The organism is Pacificispira sp. (genome assembly GCF_965228185.1).
In the GTDB taxonomy this organism is placed as follows: domain Bacteria; phylum Pseudomonadota; class Alphaproteobacteria; order UBA8366; family Aestuariispiraceae; genus Pacificispira.
Map to the genome: position 1 here is coordinate 437,232 of NZ_CBDDHE010000008.1, position 18,044 is coordinate 455,275.

General features: G+C 65.7%; 16 protein-coding genes. 5 read left to right on the plus strand and 11 right to left on the minus strand.

Annotated elements, in window-relative coordinates; genetic code table 11:
- Window positions 1-14: 14 nt before the first annotated feature.
- From ACO06O_RS16825 to purD, 3 genes are read right to left on the minus strand one after another with little or no spacing between them, the layout of a single operon-like run.
- Entirely contained in the window at window positions 15-1,364 is a 1,350-nt protein-coding gene (locus ACO06O_RS16825; RefSeq protein WP_421882309.1) for a TldD/PmbA family protein, read from the minus strand.
- 27 nt (window positions 1,365-1,391) lie between these two features.
- Window positions 1,392-1,679 carry a hypothetical protein gene (locus ACO06O_RS16830; protein ID WP_421882312.1) on the minus strand — a complete coding sequence of 96 codons (288 nt, stop codon included), beginning with the start codon at window positions 1,677-1,679 and terminating at the stop codon, window positions 1,392-1,394.
- Between the two features lie 15 nt (window positions 1,680-1,694).
- Window positions 1,695-2,966, minus strand: coding sequence for a phosphoribosylamine--glycine ligase (gene purD, locus ACO06O_RS16835; protein ID WP_421882315.1), 1,272 nt, complete (start codon window positions 2,964-2,966; stop codon window positions 1,695-1,697).
- A gap of 189 nt (window positions 2,967-3,155) precedes the next feature.
- Between purD and xseA the strand changes: the two genes are divergently transcribed.
- On the plus strand, window positions 3,156-4,637 hold the full coding sequence (gene xseA, locus ACO06O_RS16840) for an exodeoxyribonuclease VII large subunit (RefSeq protein ID WP_421882318.1): 1,482 nt from the start codon (window positions 3,156-3,158) through the stop codon (window positions 4,635-4,637).
- Window positions 4,637-5,482, plus strand: a complete 846-nt coding sequence (locus ACO06O_RS16845; protein WP_421882322.1) for a M23 family metallopeptidase — start codon at window positions 4,637-4,639, stop codon at window positions 5,480-5,482. The genes xseA and ACO06O_RS16845 overlap by 1 nt, the downstream gene beginning before the upstream one ends.
- Here the strand turns inward: ACO06O_RS16845 and ACO06O_RS16850 are convergent.
- The 8 genes from ACO06O_RS16850 to ACO06O_RS16885 form a co-directional block, all read right to left on the minus strand.
- The gene (locus ACO06O_RS16850) at window positions 5,467-6,240 is read right to left on the minus strand and encodes a class I SAM-dependent methyltransferase (RefSeq protein WP_421882325.1); all 774 of its coding nucleotides are present in this window, start codon (window positions 6,238-6,240) and stop codon (window positions 5,467-5,469) included. The genes ACO06O_RS16845 and ACO06O_RS16850 overlap by 16 nt on opposite strands.
- A gap of 14 nt (window positions 6,241-6,254) precedes the next feature.
- Entirely contained in the window at window positions 6,255-7,160 is a 906-nt protein-coding gene (locus ACO06O_RS16855; RefSeq protein WP_421882328.1) for a lysophospholipid acyltransferase family protein, read from the minus strand.
- Window positions 7,150-8,133, minus strand: a complete 984-nt coding sequence (gene lpxK / locus ACO06O_RS16860; protein WP_421882330.1) for a tetraacyldisaccharide 4'-kinase — start codon at window positions 8,131-8,133, stop codon at window positions 7,150-7,152. The genes ACO06O_RS16855 and lpxK overlap by 11 nt, the downstream gene beginning before the upstream one ends.
- Complete coding sequence (locus ACO06O_RS16865; protein WP_421882332.1) at window positions 8,130-9,419, minus strand: 3-deoxy-D-manno-octulosonic acid transferase; 1,290 nt, start codon at window positions 9,417-9,419, stop codon at window positions 8,130-8,132. Before ACO06O_RS16865 ends, lpxK begins: the two co-directional genes overlap by 4 nt.
- Entirely contained in the window at window positions 9,416-10,132 is a 717-nt protein-coding gene (locus ACO06O_RS16870; RefSeq protein ID WP_421882335.1) for a lysophospholipid acyltransferase family protein, read from the minus strand. The genes ACO06O_RS16865 and ACO06O_RS16870 overlap by 4 nt, the downstream gene beginning before the upstream one ends.
- A gap of 4 nt (window positions 10,133-10,136) precedes the next feature.
- Entirely contained in the window at window positions 10,137-11,909 is a 1,773-nt protein-coding gene (locus ACO06O_RS16875; protein ID WP_421882337.1) for an ABC transporter ATP-binding protein, read from the minus strand.
- Between the two features lie 142 nt (window positions 11,910-12,051).
- Complete coding sequence (locus tag ACO06O_RS16880) at window positions 12,052-13,179, minus strand: glycosyltransferase family 4 protein (protein WP_420418738.1); 1,128 nt, start codon at window positions 13,177-13,179, stop codon at window positions 12,052-12,054.
- 25 nt (window positions 13,180-13,204) lie between these two features.
- The gene (locus tag ACO06O_RS16885) at window positions 13,205-14,011 is read right to left on the minus strand and encodes a UDP-2,3-diacylglucosamine diphosphatase (RefSeq protein WP_420418739.1); all 807 of its coding nucleotides are present in this window, start codon (window positions 14,009-14,011) and stop codon (window positions 13,205-13,207) included.
- A 216-nt stretch (window positions 14,012-14,227) separates the two neighbouring features.
- Between ACO06O_RS16885 and ACO06O_RS16890 the strand changes: the two genes are divergently transcribed.
- The 3 genes from ACO06O_RS16890 to ACO06O_RS16900 all read left to right on the plus strand — a co-directional run bounded on the left by ACO06O_RS16890 (window position 14,228) and on the right by ACO06O_RS16900 (window position 18,038).
- Entirely contained in the window at window positions 14,228-15,217 is a 990-nt protein-coding gene (locus ACO06O_RS16890) for a diacylglycerol/lipid kinase family protein (RefSeq protein ID WP_421882340.1), read from the plus strand.
- Window positions 15,218-15,332: 115 nt separating this feature from the next.
- Window positions 15,333-15,878, plus strand: a complete 546-nt coding sequence (locus tag ACO06O_RS16895; protein ID WP_421882343.1) for an RT0821/Lpp0805 family surface protein — start codon at window positions 15,333-15,335, stop codon at window positions 15,876-15,878.
- A 390-nt stretch (window positions 15,879-16,268) separates the two neighbouring features.
- Window positions 16,269-18,038 (plus strand): hypothetical protein, encoded by a 1,770-nt coding sequence (locus ACO06O_RS16900; RefSeq protein WP_421882346.1) that lies wholly within the window; start codon window positions 16,269-16,271, stop codon window positions 18,036-18,038.
- Window positions 18,039-18,044: the final 6 nt, after the last annotated feature.

Consider the following 18,044-nt stretch of genomic DNA (forward strand, 5'->3'; position numbering starts at 1 on the left):
GGATCGGGGGCGTATCAGGTCCCGGCGACCGTCATGCCGTCGACGCGCAGCGTCGGTGCGTTGGTGGCGTATTTGAATTCCAGATCGTCGGCGGCCGTCATCGCCAGGAACATGTCCTTCAGATTCCCGGCGATCGTGACCTCGTTCACCGGATAGGCGATCTGCCCGTTTTCGATCCAGAAGCCCGACGCGCCCCGGCTGTAATCGCCGGTGATCATGCTGACCCCCATCCCCATGACCGAGGTCACGTAGAAGCCGCGTTCGATATCGGCGATCAGGTCTTCCGGCGATACGGTGCCGGCGGCCAGATGCGTATTGGTGGTCGACGGGCCGGGCGGGCCGCCGGTGCCCCGGCTGGCATGGCCGGTCGAGGTCAGGCCGAGCTGCCGCGCCGTGCGCAGGTCCAGAACCCAGGTCTGCAACACGCCCTGATCGACGAGGTTCCGGCGCTGATTGGGCAGGCCTTCCGCGTCGAAGGGTTTCGACGCCAGACCGCGATCCATATGCGGGTCGTCGACGATGGTGATACCCGCCGCCATGATCTGTTCGCCCATCCGGTCCTTCAGGAAGGACGTGCCGCGCGCGACCGACGATCCGTTGATGGCGCCGGTCAGGTGACGGACCATGCCGCCCGAGACACGCGGATCGAACACGACCGGCACACCATGGGCCGTCGGCGGCTTGCGCGCACCCAGCTTCTTCAGCGCCCGGTCGGCGGCGTTGCGCCCGATCTCGGCGCAGGACGGCAGATCCGCACCGAAAATCTTCGTCGCATAATCATGGTCGGATTCCATCTCGGTCCCCGTCCCGGCCAGGACCGACACGCCAACACTGTGGCGGCTGCCCTCATAGGTGCCGGCGAAACCGTTGCTGGCGGCCAGGGCAATGCGGAAATGCGACCAGGACGCTTCCGCCCCTTCGGAATTGGTGATGCCGTCGACGGAAAGGGCCGCATCCTCGGTTTCCTTCGCCCGCGCGATCAAGGTTTCGGCCGACGGCTCTTCCGAATCGTACATTTCCAGCGTGGGGTAGTCCGGGCCGACAATCTGATCCGGATCGGCAATACCGCAATACTCATCGTCTGGAACCGCCTTCGCCATTGCCACCGCACGTTCGACCAGCAGGTCCAGCCCGTCCGCCTTCCAATCGTTGGAAGACACGATGGCCTGTTTCTTCCCGATCAGAACCCGCAACCCAAGATCCTGGGATTCGTCCCGTTCCAGCTTTTCCGTCTTACCCAGGCGCTGGGCGTGGCTGACGGAGGTGGACAGGCCCGCGACCGCGTCGGCGGCGTCGGCACCGGCCTTTTTCGCACGGTCGACCAGATCCTGGATCAGAGAAAGGGCGTCGGTATCGGCGGTCATGCAACCTCACTTCGCGGTTTGAGTAACTCAGTTCGATATCAGATTTAAGGCGGCAATAATCAGAATGAAGACCATCGCGATGCCGGCGGCGATCATTTGCAGGCGCGCGCGCCGCAGATGAGGCGACAGATCGCGCATTTCGTCCGGGTCGCGGTCCCAGTTCGGCCCCTTCTGCGCCGCGCGGCCTTCGCGCAGCACAATGCCGACCCCGACAATCAGCACGACGACGAAAACCAGCGTCAGCAGGACGATCCAGGGCGGCGCGTCGAACAGCAGGGACAAGCGGTCGATGATCGAGGCGGCCAGATCCTGCATCGCGCGCCCCGTCGGTCAGTCCAGCGCGCGGTGGCCGATGTCGCGGCGGCAGAAGCCTTCCGGCCATTGGATCAGATCGACCGCGGCATAGGCGCTGTCGCGCGCAGCACCCACCGTGTCGCCGACGGCGGTGACGTTCAAGACGCGACCGCCCGTGGCGATCAGGTCTCCGGCATCGTTCCGGGCAGTCCCGGCATGGAAGACCGTGACATCCGGATCGGCCTCGGCCCCGTCCACATTCCGGATCACCGTGCCCTTCTGATAGGTGCCCGGATAACCGTCGCTGGCCAGAACCACCGTCATCGCCGCCTTGGGCTGCCAGCGCAGATCGAAATTCTTCAGCGTCCCGTCCGCCGTCGCGATCAGGGCCGGCAGGATGTCCGATTGTAGGCGCATCATCAGCACCTGGCATTCCGGATCGCCGAAGCGGACATTGTATTCGATGACCTTCGGCCCTTCCTCGGTGATCATCAGGCCGATGAACAGCACGCCCTTGAACGGCGCGCCTTCGGCTTTCATCGCCTCGACGGTCGGGGTCAGGATCTCGTCGATGATCCGGCGTTCAAGCTCCGGCGTGCAGACCGGTGCGGGGGAATAGGCCCCCATGCCGCCCGTGTTCGGGCCGGTATCGCCGTCGCCGACCCGCTTGTGATCCTGAGCGGAGGCCAGCGGCAGTGCCGTTTCGCCATCGGCCAGCGCGAAGAAGGACAGTTCCTCGCCGACCATGCATTCCTCGATCACCAATTCGGCCCCGGCCGCACCGAAGGCCCCGTCGGTCATCGCGGCATCGACGGCGGCAATCGCCTCCTCTTCCGTCATGGCGACGGTGACGCCCTTGCCCGCGGCCAGCCCGTCGGCCTTGACCACGATCGGCGCGCCCATTTCGCGGATATAGGCCTTGGCGGCGCCGGCCTCCGTAAAGCGGCGATAGGCGGCGGTCGGGATATTGTACTTGGCGCAGATGTCCTTGCTGAACCCTTTGGAGCCTTCGAGCTGCGCCGCGGCGGCATCCGGCCCGAAAGTGCGGATCCCCTCCGCGCGCAGGCGGTTGGCCAAGCCTGCGACCAGCGGCGCCTCCGGCCCGACCACGACCAGATCGATCTTCTCGCGTTTGCAGAAATCCAGGAGGGCATCGGAATCGTCGGCACCGATGGCGACGCATTCGGCCTCGCGCGCGATCCCGGCATTGCCCGGCGCGCAATAGAGCTTCGTCAGCAACGGCGACGCCGCGATGGCCCAGCACAGCGCATGTTCCCGTCCGCCGGACCCGATGACCAAAACCCGCATTGCGCCGCCTCTTCATTGTCCTTGAATGCATGCCTGGAACGGCGCGGCGCCTGGGCCGCCGCGCGCCCCCCGACATAGCACTTTCGGCGGGTCTGACAAACCGCCTTGACCCGCCGCCGCGCCGGAAATCGCCCTGCTTTCGCGACAGAGCGTTTTCCTGACCGGCGGAGCATGTCATCCTGCGGCCCCATGACCCGCAACGTCCAGGAACTCTCTGTCTCCGAACTGTCCCGCGCGCTGAAACGCACGGTCGAGGATTCCTATTCCTATGTCCGGGTGCGCGGCGAGATTTCCGGCTTCAAACGCGCCGGGTCGGGCCATCTCTATATGGCGCTGAAGGATGAGGAGGCGGTGCTGGACGCTGTCTGCTGGCGCGGATCGGCGGCCAAGCTGACCGTGCGTCCGGAGGACGGGCTGGAGATTATCGCCACCGGCCGCCTGACAACCTATCCCGGACGGTCGAAATATCAGATCGTGATCGAACAGGTCGAGCTGGCCGGCGAAGGCGCGCTTCTGAAGCTGCTGGAAGAGCGCAAACGCAAGCTGGCGGCCGAGGGTCTGTTCGACGAGGACCGCAAGCGCCGCCTGCCCTTCCTGCCGGAGGTGATCGGCGTCGTGACCTCGCCCACCGGGGCGGTGATCCGCGACATCCTGCACCGGCTGGCGGACCGGTTCCCGCGCCATGTGCTGTTATGGCCGGTTCTGGTTCAGGGCGACGGCGCTGCGGAACAGGTCGCGGCCGCCATCGACGGGTTCAACCGCATCGCGCCGGGCGGAACGGTGCCGCGCCCGGACCTGCTGATCGTCGCGCGCGGCGGCGGATCGCTGGAAGATCTGTGGTCCTTCAACGAAGAAATCGTGGTGCGCGCGGCCGCGGCCAGCCAGATCCCGCTGATTTCGGCCGTCGGGCACGAAACCGACACGACCCTGATCGATTTCGCCAGCGACCGGCGCGCGCCGACCCCGACGGCGGCGGCGGAAATTGCCGTGCCGGTGCGCATGGACCTGCTGGCCGATCTGAACGGTTTCGCCCAGCGCATCATTCAGGCCGTGACGCGCGGCGTCGACAACCGCACGCGCTTCCTGGAAGGGCTGGCGCGCGGCCTGCCGCATCCGAAACGGATGATGGAAACCAAGGAACAGCGGCTGGACGATCTGTCCGAACGCCTGGCGCAAGCGGCGCGGCGGGCCTCGGAGCGCCGGGAGGACCGGCTGACAACCCTGGCGGCGCGCCTGCGGTCACCGGCGGAGCAGCTGCGCGGGGCGGGGGAGAAACTGTCCGACCGGGCCGACCGGCTGGATCGCGCCGCCCGTTCCGCCCTGCGTCGGGACGCGCGGCGGCTGACCGATCTTCAGGCCGAAACCCGGATGCCGGACGCCGTTTCCCGCCGCATGGGCGATCTGGCCGACCGCCTGAAACGGCTGGGCAGCGCCGTCGAGGCCCTGAGCTATAAGGGGACCTTGGCGCGCGGCTATACCGTCGTCCGCGATGCCGACGGCAACCTTGTCACCGATGGCGCGTTACTGTCCGGGGGTATGGGTATCGAGATCGAGTTCAAGGAGGACACGCGGGTCAACGCCCTGGTGTCCGATGGCGGCAAGCCGCCGCCGAAGAAACGCAAACCGGCCGCCAAACCCGGCGCCGATGCGGCTCAGGAGGAGCTGTTCTGATGCGCAAATTGCTGATCGCTATCGCTTCGATGGGGGCCCTCATGGGCGCCTCCCTTCCGGCCGTCGCGCAGGACGCGCTGATGCTGAGCGGCATTCTGACCCAGGGCGGTCATGCCGAAGGCACGGTGCCGCCGGGCAGCACGGTCGAATATGACGGGAAAGACGTCACGGTCGGCGACGACGGCGTCTTCATCATCGGCTTCCACCGGGACGAGCCGAATGACACGGTCCTGAACGTGACCCTGCCGGACGGCACCAAGAAGGCCTATCCGCTGCAGGTCGATGCGCGCAATTACGACATTCAGCGCATCGACGGCCTGCCGCAGGACAAGGTCGAACCGCCGCCCGAAGTCATGGCGCGCATCGCCGCGGATGCCACCGCCGCACGGGCGGCCCGCAACCGCAATTCGCCGGAAACCTGGTACAAGACCGGCTGGATCTGGCCCGTTCAGGGCAAGATCACCGGCGTCTTTGGCAGCCAGCGCATCCTGAACGGCGCGCCGAAACAGCCGCATTACGGTTTCGACATCGCCGCCAAGGAAGGCACGGAAATCGTCGCCCCGGCCGACGGCATGGTCAGCCTCGTCCATCCGGATATGTATTTTTCCGGTGCGACCCTGATGATCGACCATGGGCGCGGCCTGGCGTCGACCTTCCTGCACCTGAAATCGATCGCGGTCGAGGAAGGGCAGTTCGTCAAGAAGGGCGACGTGATCGGCACCGTCGGATCGACCGGACGGTCGACCGGCCCGCATCTGGACTGGCGCGTCAACTGGTTCGAAAAGCGCCTGGACGCATCCCTGTTCGCCGGGCCGATGCCGGGCCCGTCCTACACGCCGGACTGACCGATCCGGCCCAGTCGGAAGGCCAGCGGCCAAAAGACGCGCTTCTCCGAGGCCGGATCGCCCCAAACCGGGATCAGAAGATCGCGGAAACGCGGCAGCGGGTCCGCATCCTCAAGCCGCCGGTATTCCTTCACCGCCGACCAGGTCCCGGCATAGGCGACCAGACGATCCAGCGTCCAGGACACTTCCATGACCATGTCGGGACCGGCCAGTTCCGGGAAGGGGAAGTCCAGCGAGGCGTAGCCTTCGTCGACATGGCGGCGTTCCGGCGGCCAATAGGGACCGACGATCCCGGCATAGAATTCCTGCAACGCCGGATCGGCTGCCGCGTCGTCGATCCGGGTCGGACGATAGGATACCAGCGCCAGCAACGCCCCCGGCCGCGAAACACGCCGGACCTCGTCATAGAAGCGCGGCAGGTCGAACCAATGCGCCGCCTGGGCCGCAACGGTCAGATCGACCGACCCGTCGGGAATCTGCGGTGCGCTTTCCGCCGCAGCGACCAGGAAATCGGCATTGTCTATCGGTTCCGCCCGGTCGATCTGGGCCGCGCTGGGGTCGGTCGCGATGACACGGTCGAACTGCCGTGCCAGACCCGCCGTCGCCTGTCCGTTGCCGCAGCCGCAATCCCAGGCCAACCCCCGGTCCGGCGCCAGATCGGCCAGGGCTTCAAAGAGCGTGTCGGGATAGCGCGGCCGGTATTGCGCATAGGATTGCGCCATGCCGGAGAAATGGTCCTTGAAGTCCTGTTCCGGCATGGGGCGCGTCCTTCTCAGTTCGGCCAGCGTTTATGGACCCAGAACCACTGACCCGGCCGTTTCCGGATCCAGCTTTCCAGCATGGCGTTGAAGGTCTTGATGACGGTGATCGCGTCTTCGCCCCGGTCGCCGGTATCCGGCAGTTCCATCCAGGGATGGAAGGTCAGGATGAATTTCGTCTTTTCGACCCGTTCCAATTGGACCGGCACGATCGGCAGCTTCATCTGGACCGCCATTTCGATCGGCGCGGTCGCGGTCATCGCGTCGCGGCCGAAGAACGGGATCGGGCGGCCCTCGTTCAACTTCTGATCGATCAGGACCCCGGCCGGCTCGCCGCGCTTCATGCCGGCGAAGATCTCGCGGATCCCCTTCACGCCCTTCGGAATCAACCGCCCGGTCAGCGCCCCGCGTTTGCGACGGAAATACTTGTCCATCCACGGATTGTCGGCATGTCGGTAGATGTTGTTCAGCCGGATGCCGTAATAGGCCGGGACCAGCGCCGCCATCTCCCAATTCGCGATATGGGCCGACAGCAGGATGAACGCGCCGTGTTCCTTGGCGCTCAGCAGGTTCTCCAGGCCGATCACGGTGACCGGACTGTCCGGCGCGGTCGGGTCGATCTTGGTGACATGCGCGAATTCGCCGGCGCCGCGTCCCAGATTGTCCCAGACATCGCGCACGGTCCGGTCGATCTGCGCCTGATCCCAGTCGGGGAAGGCAAGGGCCAGATTGCGCCTGGCAACCTTATCCGCCTTCAGGAACGGGCCGACGGTTCGGAACAGCAGGCTGCCGAAGCCCGACGCGAAAGACAGCGGCAGGATGCTGAGCGTTTCCAAGGCCCCCTGAATCGCGGCGGCCTGGATTGCATAGACCAGCATGCCGGAGACACCCCGGCGGCGATACGCTTCCTTAAACGACATCCGGACATACCGATTTGAGGACGGAATAGAGCGACCGACCGCCCTGCCATTCCAGGACGATGGGCAGAGCAGTCACGTCATCGGCGTACCGGGGCGGAACGCGCACAGCATCTTTCTCCGTCGTTATCAGACGCGCGCCGCAAGACCGCGCGTCCTGGATCAGGCGCCGCAAATCCTCTTCGGAATAGGGATGGTGATCCGGAAAGGCGCGGCGGCGGAGTAGTTTTAGTCCGATCGCCTCCGCGGTGGCAAAAAACTTTTCCGGCCGCCCGATACCCGCGAAGGCGAGACAGGGCGTGCCGGGCGGCAGCGGCGGCGCGGCGGCGACCACACTTGCGCGGACGACAGCCTTGCCCGCAGCGTCGATCCCCGGCGGTACCGGCGCATCGAAGGGGCCCATCACGACGACGATACCGGCACGATCCAATGCCGCCGCCGCAGGCTCCCGCAGCGGCCCGGCCGGAAAGATGCGGCCATTGCCGAAACCGGATTGCGCATCGACGACCAGGATCGAAACAGTCTTTGCGACACCGGGATTCTGAAACCCGTCATCCATGACGATATGACTGGCCCCGGCAGCCTGCGCCGCGCGCGCGCCCTGGCCCCGGTCCTTCGCGACCCAGACCGGCGCGATCCGGGCCAGCAGCAGCGCCTCGTCACCGACGGTGGCGGACGTGTCCGTTTCCAGGTCCACGGCATGCGGTCCTGGCGCCGACCCGCCATAGCCGCGGGTCAGGAAATGCGGGCGGTGGCCGTCCTGAATCAGCGCCTCTGCCAGGGACAGGGCAACCGGCGTCTTGCCCGCGCCGCCCAGGACCGCGTTCCCGACGCAGAGGACGGGGATGTCCGGACGGAACGGGATGATCCGCGCCCGCCTAGCGGCCCCACCGGCGCGCCACAGCCAGGACAGGGGCGTCAGCAACCCGGACAGAACGCCCGCCTTCGGGGCGGACCAGAAGGCAGGCGGCCTCATCGTCCCGTGCCCGGCGTGACCGGCGGCAGGATCGGCGCCAGCCGGGCCATCACCCGGTCGGCCGTCGCCGCCCCTTCGACGGTGACCTGCCCCGCCGCTTTCGCCATGGTGCTGCGCCGCTTGGAATCTTCCAACAGTCGACGGACGGCACGTGCCAGATCCGCCGCATCCGCCACCTGGGCCATACCGCCCCGATCCAGCAGGTCGGCGGCGACCGTCGCGAAATTCGTCATATCGGGGCCGCAGAGCGGAATGCAGCCCAATTGCGCAGGCTCGATCGGATTATGCCCGCCATGTCCGCCGCACAGGCTGCCGCCGATCATCGCGACCGGGGCCAGCCGATAGAACAGGCCCAGTTCACCCAACGTGTCGGCGACATAGACCGAGACGGTGGGCGTCAGGGCGTCACCGCGCGACCGCAATGCGACCGTCAGCCCCTTGTCGCGCAACATCCCGGCGATTTCCTCGCCCCGATGCGGATGACGCGGCACCAGAATGGTCAGAATATCGGGCTTTGCCACCGCCAGATCGCGATGCGCCTCGGCGACGATCGCCTCCTCGCCCGGATGGGTGCTGGCCGCGACCCAGACCGGCCGGCCGCGCAACCGGGCGCGCTCGGTCTCCAGCACCGCGCCGTCGACAGGCTGCGGCGGGACCGACAGTTTCAGGTTACCGACGCAATCCGCCTTGGCCGCGCCCAGATCCCGCAGATGGGCCGCGTCCTTCGGTGTCTGGGCCAGGCAGGGATCGAACCCGTCCAGCAGATCGACCGCAATGCCCGGGATGCGCCGCCAGCGCGCCAGGGATTTCAGCGAGACACGTCCGTTCACCAGCGCCATCGGCTTGCCTGCCCGACGCATTTCCCAGATCAGCGCCGGCCAGAATTCGGATTCGACCCAGATCCCGGTATCCGGCCGCCAATGCTTGAGGAAGGACCGGACCCAGGCGGTGCGGTCGACAGGGACATATTGATGGATCGCACGGGCGGGCAACCGCGCCGCCATCAGCTTCGCGCTGGTCACCGTCCCGGTGGTCACCAGGACATGGCCTTTCGGATCGCGGTCCAGGATGCGCTGCACCAGAGGCAGCGAGGACATCGCTTCGCCGTTGCTGGCCGCATGAATCCAAACCAGCGGCCCTTCCGGGCGCGGCCGACCGGGGCGTCCCCGGCGTTCGCCGAACCGCGCCGCATCCTCCTTGCCGCGCGCCAGGCGCTTGTCCAGATAGCGGTCGATCAGCGGCGCGGCCAGCGCGGTCGCGGCGAGATAGAGGCCCCGTGCGATCATGCACCCACCCCGCCGTCGGACCCGGCGCGCGGAACGGGATCGTGCCCCATCTCGCGGTCACAGGCATCGGTCATGTCGTTCAGTATGCCTTCGATGCGGCGGCGGTATTCTTCGCGCGTCGCCTCATCGGCGCGCGGCGGCAGTTCGATCGCCGCGCCCCAGCGGCAAATCCCGCGATTGAACGGCAGCGGCAGCTGGAACCGGTCCCAGGTCCCCAGCACCTTGCGCCGTTTCATGGCATAGGAGACCGGGATGATCGGCACCTTCGCCAGCGACGCGATCACGATCATCCCTTCCTTGACCACAAGGCGGGGGCCGCGCGGGCCATCGGGGGTGAAGCCGACATGGCCGCCGGCCTTCAGGCGCTTCACGATGGCACGGGTCGCCTTGGCGCCGTCCTTGCTGTCGACCGGAATGCCTTCGAAGCCGAACCGGCCCATTGCGTCGATGACGATCCGCCCGTCGCGGTGGCCGGAGGCGACGACACAGAGCTGGTGGGATTTCTCGGCATAGGCATAGGGCATCATGCCGATGCGGTTATGCCACAGCGCGATGATATAGGGCTGTCCCTCCGCCATCAGACGGTCGCGGTCTTCGGTGCCGGTGACGTCCCAGCGCGAGGTATAGCGCACGAAGCGGATATAGCCGGCGATGAGACCGCACATCAGGCGGTGGAACCATGCCTGTTTGGTGAGCCGTTTCAACGCCCCCATGCGTCTACCCCTGTCGGCCGTCGGCGGGATCGTCCGGGACTTCCTGGAACTGGTACTTGCTGAGCCGCGCATAGAGCCCGCCCTTGCGCGCCAGTTCGTCATGGGTGCCGGTTTCGGCAACCAGTCCCTTGTCCATCACATAGATGCGGTCGGCCCGGCGGATCGTCGCCAGCCGGTGCGCGATGACGATGGTCGTGCGCCCGACCATCAGGCGCTCCAGCGCCGCCTGGACCTTTCGTTCCGATTCCGCATCCAGCGCCGAAGTCGCCTCGTCCAGCAGCAGGATCGGCGCCTGTTTCAGCATCGCGCGCGCGATGGCGATGCGCTGACGCTGCCCGCCGCTCAGCCGCAGCCCCTGCTCGCCGACCATGGTGTCGTAACCGTCGGGCAGGTTCAGGATGAAGTCATGGGCGGCGGCGTTGCGGGCGGCTTCCTCGATCTCGTCCTGGGACGCGCCGAAGCGGCCATAGGCGATGTTGGCGCGGATCGTGTCGTTGAACAGCGCCGGCTCCTGGCTGACCAGGGCGATCTGCGCCGCGACCGATTCCAGCGTCGCCTGCTTCACATCCTCGCCGTCGATCAGGACCCTTCCCGCCGTCACGTCATAGAAGCGCGGGATCAGGTTCAGCACCGTCGTCTTGCCCGCACCGGACGGCCCGACCAGCGCCACCGTCTCGCCCGGCAAGATATCGATGTTGACGCCGTTCAGCACCGCCGCTTCGCCGTCATAGGTGAACTGGACATCCTGCAGCGTGACCCGGCCCTTGCCGCCCTTCAGCGGTTTGGCGCCCGGCCGGTTCTTGATCTTCGGATCGTAGTCGACGATTTCGAAACACCGGCCGGCGGCGGCGAGGCCTTCCTGCAGCGTGTTGTTGAGGCTCGCCAGGCTGCGCATCGGCTGATAGGCCATGAAGACGGCGGTGAAAAAGGACATGAAGGACCCGACGGTCTGTTCGCCCGCCAGAATCTGCAGCCCGCCGATCACGATGATGGTGAACAGGGTGAACCCGGCCAGGGTTTCCATGATCGGATAGCTGAGCGCCCGGGTGCGGATCGATTTCAGAACCAGCTTATAGGTCTTGCGGAAAGCGTCCGCGCCGCGCTGCTGCTCATACTCCTGCATCGAATAGGCGCGCACCGACCGAGCGTTGGACAGGCTGTCGTCCAGGACCGAGGTCATTTCGGCGAATTCGTTCTGGGTCGCCTCCGACACTTTGCGCAGTCGCTTGCCGATCCGGGCGATGGGCAGGACGCTGATCGGGAAGAAAATCAGCGAGAACAGCGCCAGTTCCCAGTTCTGATAGAACATGACGCCGATCATGAAAATCAGGGTCACAGTGTCCCGGCCCGCGCCGGTGAAGACCTTGGTCACGGCGTCGCGCAGGAAGTAGCAGTCCGTGATGAAGCGGGAGAGCTGCTTCGCCGTGCCCTCGTTTTCCAGGAACTGGATTTCGATCCGCAGGAAGGAATGGAACATCTGGTTCTGGATTTTTTCGATCACCCGCAGTCCGACCATTTGCATGGTGACCGATTGGGCGAAACTGCCGGCCCCGCGCAGGACGGACAATCCGAAGAACCCGATGGCGCAGACCCAAATCCAGAATTCACTGCGCTGGGCAAAGGCGCGATCCAGGGTCGGCTCGATCAGGCCCGCGATCCCGGCAGAGGTCGAAGCGACGACGACCATCCAGAAGGCGGCGAAGACCACCCACCATTTGTGTTCGGACATGTAGTCGCGCCAGATGCGCACCGTCATGGCGCGCGTGGATGCGTCCATGCCGATCCGGTTCCGGATTCTCTCGCCGATGCTGTGCTTGGCCACCGCTTGCCGCTATCCGCTTGCGTGTTAACAGGAAAGTCGGCGCCCTATAGCATGCGTCGCATGGGGCGTCACGCCGCGCGGCGCGGGCTTTCCGGTCTCAGACGGCTTCGGCGGGGGCGGAGGCGGCACCAGTTCCCTGGGGCACCAAAGCCTGGGCGACTGGCTGCAGATTGCGCAGGAACTGCCGCGAACAGGATTCCCAGGAAAATGTCTCGGCATGGCGGCGGCACAGGGCCGGGTCGATTTCCAACGCCCGGATGGCCGCGCGCTGCAAATCCTCGTCCAGGACGCCGCAGGGATGGTCGGCGATGACGTCGATCGGTCCGGGCACCGGCAGCGCCGCGACCGGCACGCCCGATGCCAGCGCTTCCAGCAGCACAAGCCCGAACGTGTCGGTGCGACTGGGGAAGACGAAGACATCGGCGGCGGCGTAATGCGCGGCCAGATCCTCGCCGGTCTTGGGCCCCAGGAACTTCACATCCGGATAGGATTGACGCAGTTCTTCCAATTGCGGCCCGCCGCCGACCACGACCTTCGTCCCCGGCAGGGCCAGATCCAGGAAGGCGCCGATATTCTTTTCCACCGCCACCCGGCCGACATTCATGAAGATCGGCCGCGGATAGGGCAGCAGATCCTTCGACCGCGGCTTGAACAGGTCCAGATCGACGCCGCGCGACCAGACCTCCAGGTGCTTGAACCCACGCCCCGCCAGATCGTCGCGCATGGTCGGCGTGGTCACCATGGTTACTTCGGCATCGCCATGGAAACGGCGCATCCAGGAATAGGTGATCCCGACCGGCAGTCGGCAACGGGCATGGATGTATTCCGGAAAGCGGGTATGGAAGCTGGTGGAGAAGGCATGCCCCCGCTTGCGGCAGAAACGCCGGGCGATGCTGCCCAGCGGCCCTTCCGTGGCGATATGGACCGCGGCCGGCATCAGGCCTTCCATCAATTTCGGCAGCCGCCAGGGCGCATTCACGGCCAGCCGGATCTCCGGATAGGTCGGACAGGGAATCGTGCGGAACCGGTCCGGGCCGATGACATGCACGTCCAGGCCCATCGCCTGCAATTCCTGGCGCGTTCGGTCCAGGGTGCGGACGACACCGTTGATCTGCGGGAACCAGGCGTCGCTGACGATCACCAGCCGACGGCCGGGAATGGCGTCGACTTCGCGGGCGATTGCGTCAAGAGACTCGGATTCGGGACGGGATGCGGTTTCCGCCATTTCTACTCCGTCGGGATCAGGATGTTCAGGCGGGCGCCTTGCTGGTCAGGCGTTTCGCTTCCGGCGCCGCGACATATTCCGGCATCTCCGCCCAGCGCACGATTTCCAGCTTGCCGTCCGAGTGTTCGACCAGCGCGGTGCAGCTCTCCACCCAGTCGCCGTCATTGCAGTACAGGATACCGTCGATGTCGCGCATTTCGGCATGGTGGATATGGCCGCACACGACCCCATCCACACCCCGGCTGCGGGCCTCATGGGCGACCGCCTCCTCGAAATGGCTGATGAATTCGACCGCGTTCTTGACCTTCTGCTTCAGGAAGGCCGACAGCGACCAGTAGGGCAGTTTCAGCCAGCGCCGCACCATGTTGAAGTAATGATTGGTCGACAGCAGCACCGTGTAGGCCCAGTCGCCCAGATGGGCGAGCCATTTGGCGTATTTCACGACGGAATCGAACTTGTCGCCGTGGATGATCAGATAGCGCCGGCCGTCGGCGCCATGATGGATCGCCTCTTCCTTCACCAGCACGCCGCCGAAGAACAGGTTGGTATAGTCGCGCAGGACTTCGTCGTGATTGCCCGGGACATAGATCACCTGACAGCCATTGCGCGTCTTCTTCAGAATCTCGCGCACGACTTCGTTCTGGGTTTCCGTCCAGTACCAGGATTTCTTCAGGCGCCATCCGTCGATGATGTCGCCGACAAGATAGAGGGTCTCGCAATCGGTATGGCGCAGGAAATCCAGCAGGAAATCCGCCTTGCAGCCCCGCGTGCCCAGATGCGTGTCAGACACCCAGACCGTCCGGTAACGACTTACGCCGCGAAATCCGTGCATATCCGTATCCGCCTTTCCACCGGTCCGAATCCGCAGTCGGATCCGGCCTCCATCAGCTCCGATCTCATGGGCGAGGGAATACGGGTCAAATATGAAAGAATTAAGTAACAACCTGGTTTTTACTTGACCTTCATTTAAGTTTAATATTCAGGACATAGAAGCGAAACGAAACTTGTACTTTTCAGGCGGAAATACCAGTTCAGGAGCACTAGGTCTGTGAGATCCAAGTCACCCGTTTCCTCCCCGATTCGCAAACGTGTCGCGGTAATCTATAACCCTGTCGCCGGGTTCCGGCAGCGCGGGCGGCTTCGCCGATTCCTGAAGCATTTACGCGGCTACGGGCACGAAGTCCTGCTGCGCCGGACGGAAGGTCCGGGCCACGCAACGCAAATCGCGCGCGAACTGGACCCGGCCGAGATCGACGTCGTGGTCGCCGCCGGCGGTGACGGCACGATCAACGAGGTCGCGAACGGGTTGATCGGGCGCCCGATCCCGATGACCATCGCACCTTTGGGCACTGCCAATGTCTTCGCCTTCGAAACCGGGCTAGGCCTGAAACTAAGCCGCGCTGCGCGGCTGCCTTCCGAAGGGCATGTCGCCGAGATCCGACCGGCCCTGGCCGGGAAGCGCGGCTTTCTGCTGATGGTCAGCGCCGGGACCGACGCACGCGTGGTGGCGAATGTCGACCGGGGTCTGAAGAAATATCTGGGCAAGATGGCCTATGTCTTGGCCGCCATCCGCGAAATCCTGTCCGGCCGTCCGGGCCGGATTCAGGTCACCGTCGACGGTATCCGGCACGAGGCCGGGCTGGTTGTGGTGACCCATGCCAGCCACTACGCCGGCCCCTTCGTCATCGCGCCGGATGTGCGGATGGGCGACGACAGCGTGTGTGTGGTGCTGCTGAAGGGCACGCGCCGCCGGTCCCTGGTCAGATACGCCCTGGCGCTGCTGCTGAACCGCTTGCCCACCCTGAAGGACGCGACGGTCCTGCGCGCCCACCGGGTGCGGATCGACGGCCCGAAAGGCCAGCCGATCCAGTCCGACGGCGATGTCATCGGCCAGGCGCCGATGGATATCGTGCTGGGCAGCCGCCCGTTGCGCATCCTGGTGCCGGACCTAGCCCGCGTATTGCCGCAGGCGCCGGCACAGAGACCGGCCGCCCTGCCGGACGGCGTCCTGGCCGAGGAGCCTGCGCCGGCCCGGTAGCCATTCCCTTTACGACCGGGATTCCGGGGCTGGTGGCGAAGTGGCATCGATTCTGCTAGACATGGCGCGAGCGTGGCTTCCCCGCCGCGCCATCGTTTCTTTCGGGAGAATCGGGATGAACCGCCCGTTACCATACCCACGCCCTGCGGCATTCGGCGCGCGCCGCTGGATCGCTTTGATCCTTGCCGGCGCCTTGGCGGTATCCCAGGCCGCCTGCACCACCGGTCAGGAAAACCTGTCGCGCGAGGACAAGATCGCGATCGGCGTGATTTCCGGCTTCGTCCTGGGCGGGGTACTGGGCTACCAGATGCTGGGCAGCGGCTCCAGCCGGATGCTGTTCGCGGCGGCCGGCGCGGCGGGCGGCGCCTATGGCGGCAAGCTGCTGGCGGAACGTCTGACCCAATATGACAAGACCGCCATGCACGATACCGCGTATAATACGCTGACCTCCGGCACGACCGGGGAAACCGCGACCTGGCAGAACGCGAATACCGGCACCCATGGCAGCATCACCCCGACACGCACCTTTCTGGACACGCAGGGCCGCATCTGCCGGGAATACGATGCGCAGGTATCGGTCGACGGTCAGATCGTTCAGGGGCGCGAGACGGCCTGTAAGACAGATGCCGGGCACTGGGTCGTCTATCCGAGCCCCGGCTGAATTCCGCACCATCCCTGTCCGGCCGGAAAACGGGGGCCCCATAAAAAAGGACCGCGTCAAGACGCGGCCCAAGTTTAGGGAGGAAACGCCCAATACGGACGCGGCGTCGCCAAAGGCTCGTTTCGCGTCGCAGCATGATTAGGCGGATCATGCTGCACCGCAAAAACTGACAGATAAATCATTCTGTTTCAAGGATTCTTGGCATATTGCGTCGCACAAATTTTAGGCACGACACCGCGAAATTGACGCCTTTCGCGACAACAGGCTGCCCAAAACCCCGGAATCCCGGGCGCCCCCGACGTTTGGATGAGAAACAACACGCGGAAAACCCGCCCAACGAGGAGAGGGAAACCGGCCATGACGCTGCCCAAAATTAGCGCATTCCTCGGAATGAAATTTTTCCTACTGGTCGCCCTGACCGGTGAAGCGGACGCGCAGTCCCTCGCTTTGTCCGCGGCGCAGGACCTCGATTCCAAGCCCACAATCCTGTCTTTTGCCTGGCCGGATAGCCGCGACGACATGTTGGACATGGGCCCGCGGAACACGCCGGCCGCGCTCAGCGCCTTCCTGCCGGCCGGGCCGCGACTGGGACAGGCGGAGCCTATCCGCGGCCATCTGAGCGTCCCGGAAACGCCCCTGAACTCCCAATGGCTGGGCAGCGTGACCGGCGAGCGTGTCGTTCTGCCCGCGACCCGGATCGCGCTGATCGCCCATGGCGACCGATTGGTGCCGCTGGCCGAGGCATCGGCGACGATCATCGACCGGCGTGGCAAGACGCTGCTGTTCGGGGTCGGCCGGATCTGGCGGGAAGCACGGGACGGCGGCCAGTCGCGCGCGGTAATGCCCGTCGCGCTGGTCGACGGCCGCACCGGGGATGTCCGGAACGGGCTGGCGGCGTTCCGCTTCGGCGACCGCCGGCCGATATCGTCCATGGTCTTTCAGTTCTCCCAGGAAACCGCCCCCAACCGCGCGGCGAATGCCTGGGGTGTGGCGCAGGCGGACTTTACCGCCGGACCGGTTCCCGGTGCGGAAACCCGGATCGCCGCCTATGAAGCGCGTCAGGCTTCGGCCCCGGATTACCGCGATTGGTCGACACTTGGGGTCGACGACACGCCGGAGGATTTCGACGGGCCGCCCGGCGCCGCCGGCGCAGTGTCGGTCAGCGCCCTGATCGTCGACCGCGCAATCTACCTGACCGGTTGCAACACGCGGCACGGCCCCTATCCCTTCTGTCGCCAGATGCGGCACGGCATTCATTCGCTGTCATCCTCCCTGTTGGGATTCGTTGCCGCCGCCCATGCCGTCCATTGGGCCGGGGATGACGTGCTGACCGACCGGATTCGCGATGTCGTCCCGGAATTCGATGCTCATCCGCAATGGCGCAAGGTCCGGATCCGGGATCTGTTGAACATGACCACCGGTCTGGGAGAAGTGACGCCGAAACGAGTCACCGGCTTCGTCGCGGCGGATTCCGACGAGACGGCGCACGCCATCCGCGTGGCAGCAACCGCCGAAGAGAAGCTGGCAATCGCCCTGACCTTCCCCAGCTATCCCTGGCAACCGGGTGACGTGTTCCGGTTCCGCCTGGCGGACGGCTTCGGTCTCGCCCTGGCCCTGGACCGATTGGTGCAACAGAAATCCGCCAATGGTCAGGGATTGCGCGACGCCCTACTGGCGCGCCTGTTTTCGGCGATCGGCATTCCGCGCGGCCATATGCGGACGACCGTCGGCGATCAGCCGGAAGACCGCATTCCGGATCTCAGCGAGGGATTCTTCCCGACGACGGGGGAGATCGTGCGCCTGACGCTGCTGCTGCGCGCCAGCCAGAACGGCATCCGCCGGACATTGCTGAATCACGAGATGGTCGGCCAGGCCCTGGACAACGATCAGGAGCGCGGCCTGCCGACCGGCATCACCCACCCCACCGGGCCGGGCCGTTATCATATGGGGTTCTGGCGCTTTCCGGTTTCGATGGAGCCGGGCTGCCTGAAATTCGTCGCGGCCGGACGCGGCTGGGGCGGCACCGTGGTGCAATTCCTGCCCCAGCGCATGGTCGCGATCCGTATCGCCGACGGCGACCCGGCCGATCCGAAGACCCGCGACACCTCCGACCTGCGGCGCGTGGCCCACAAACTGCGCCCCTTCTGCGGCGCGCAGTGAGCGGGC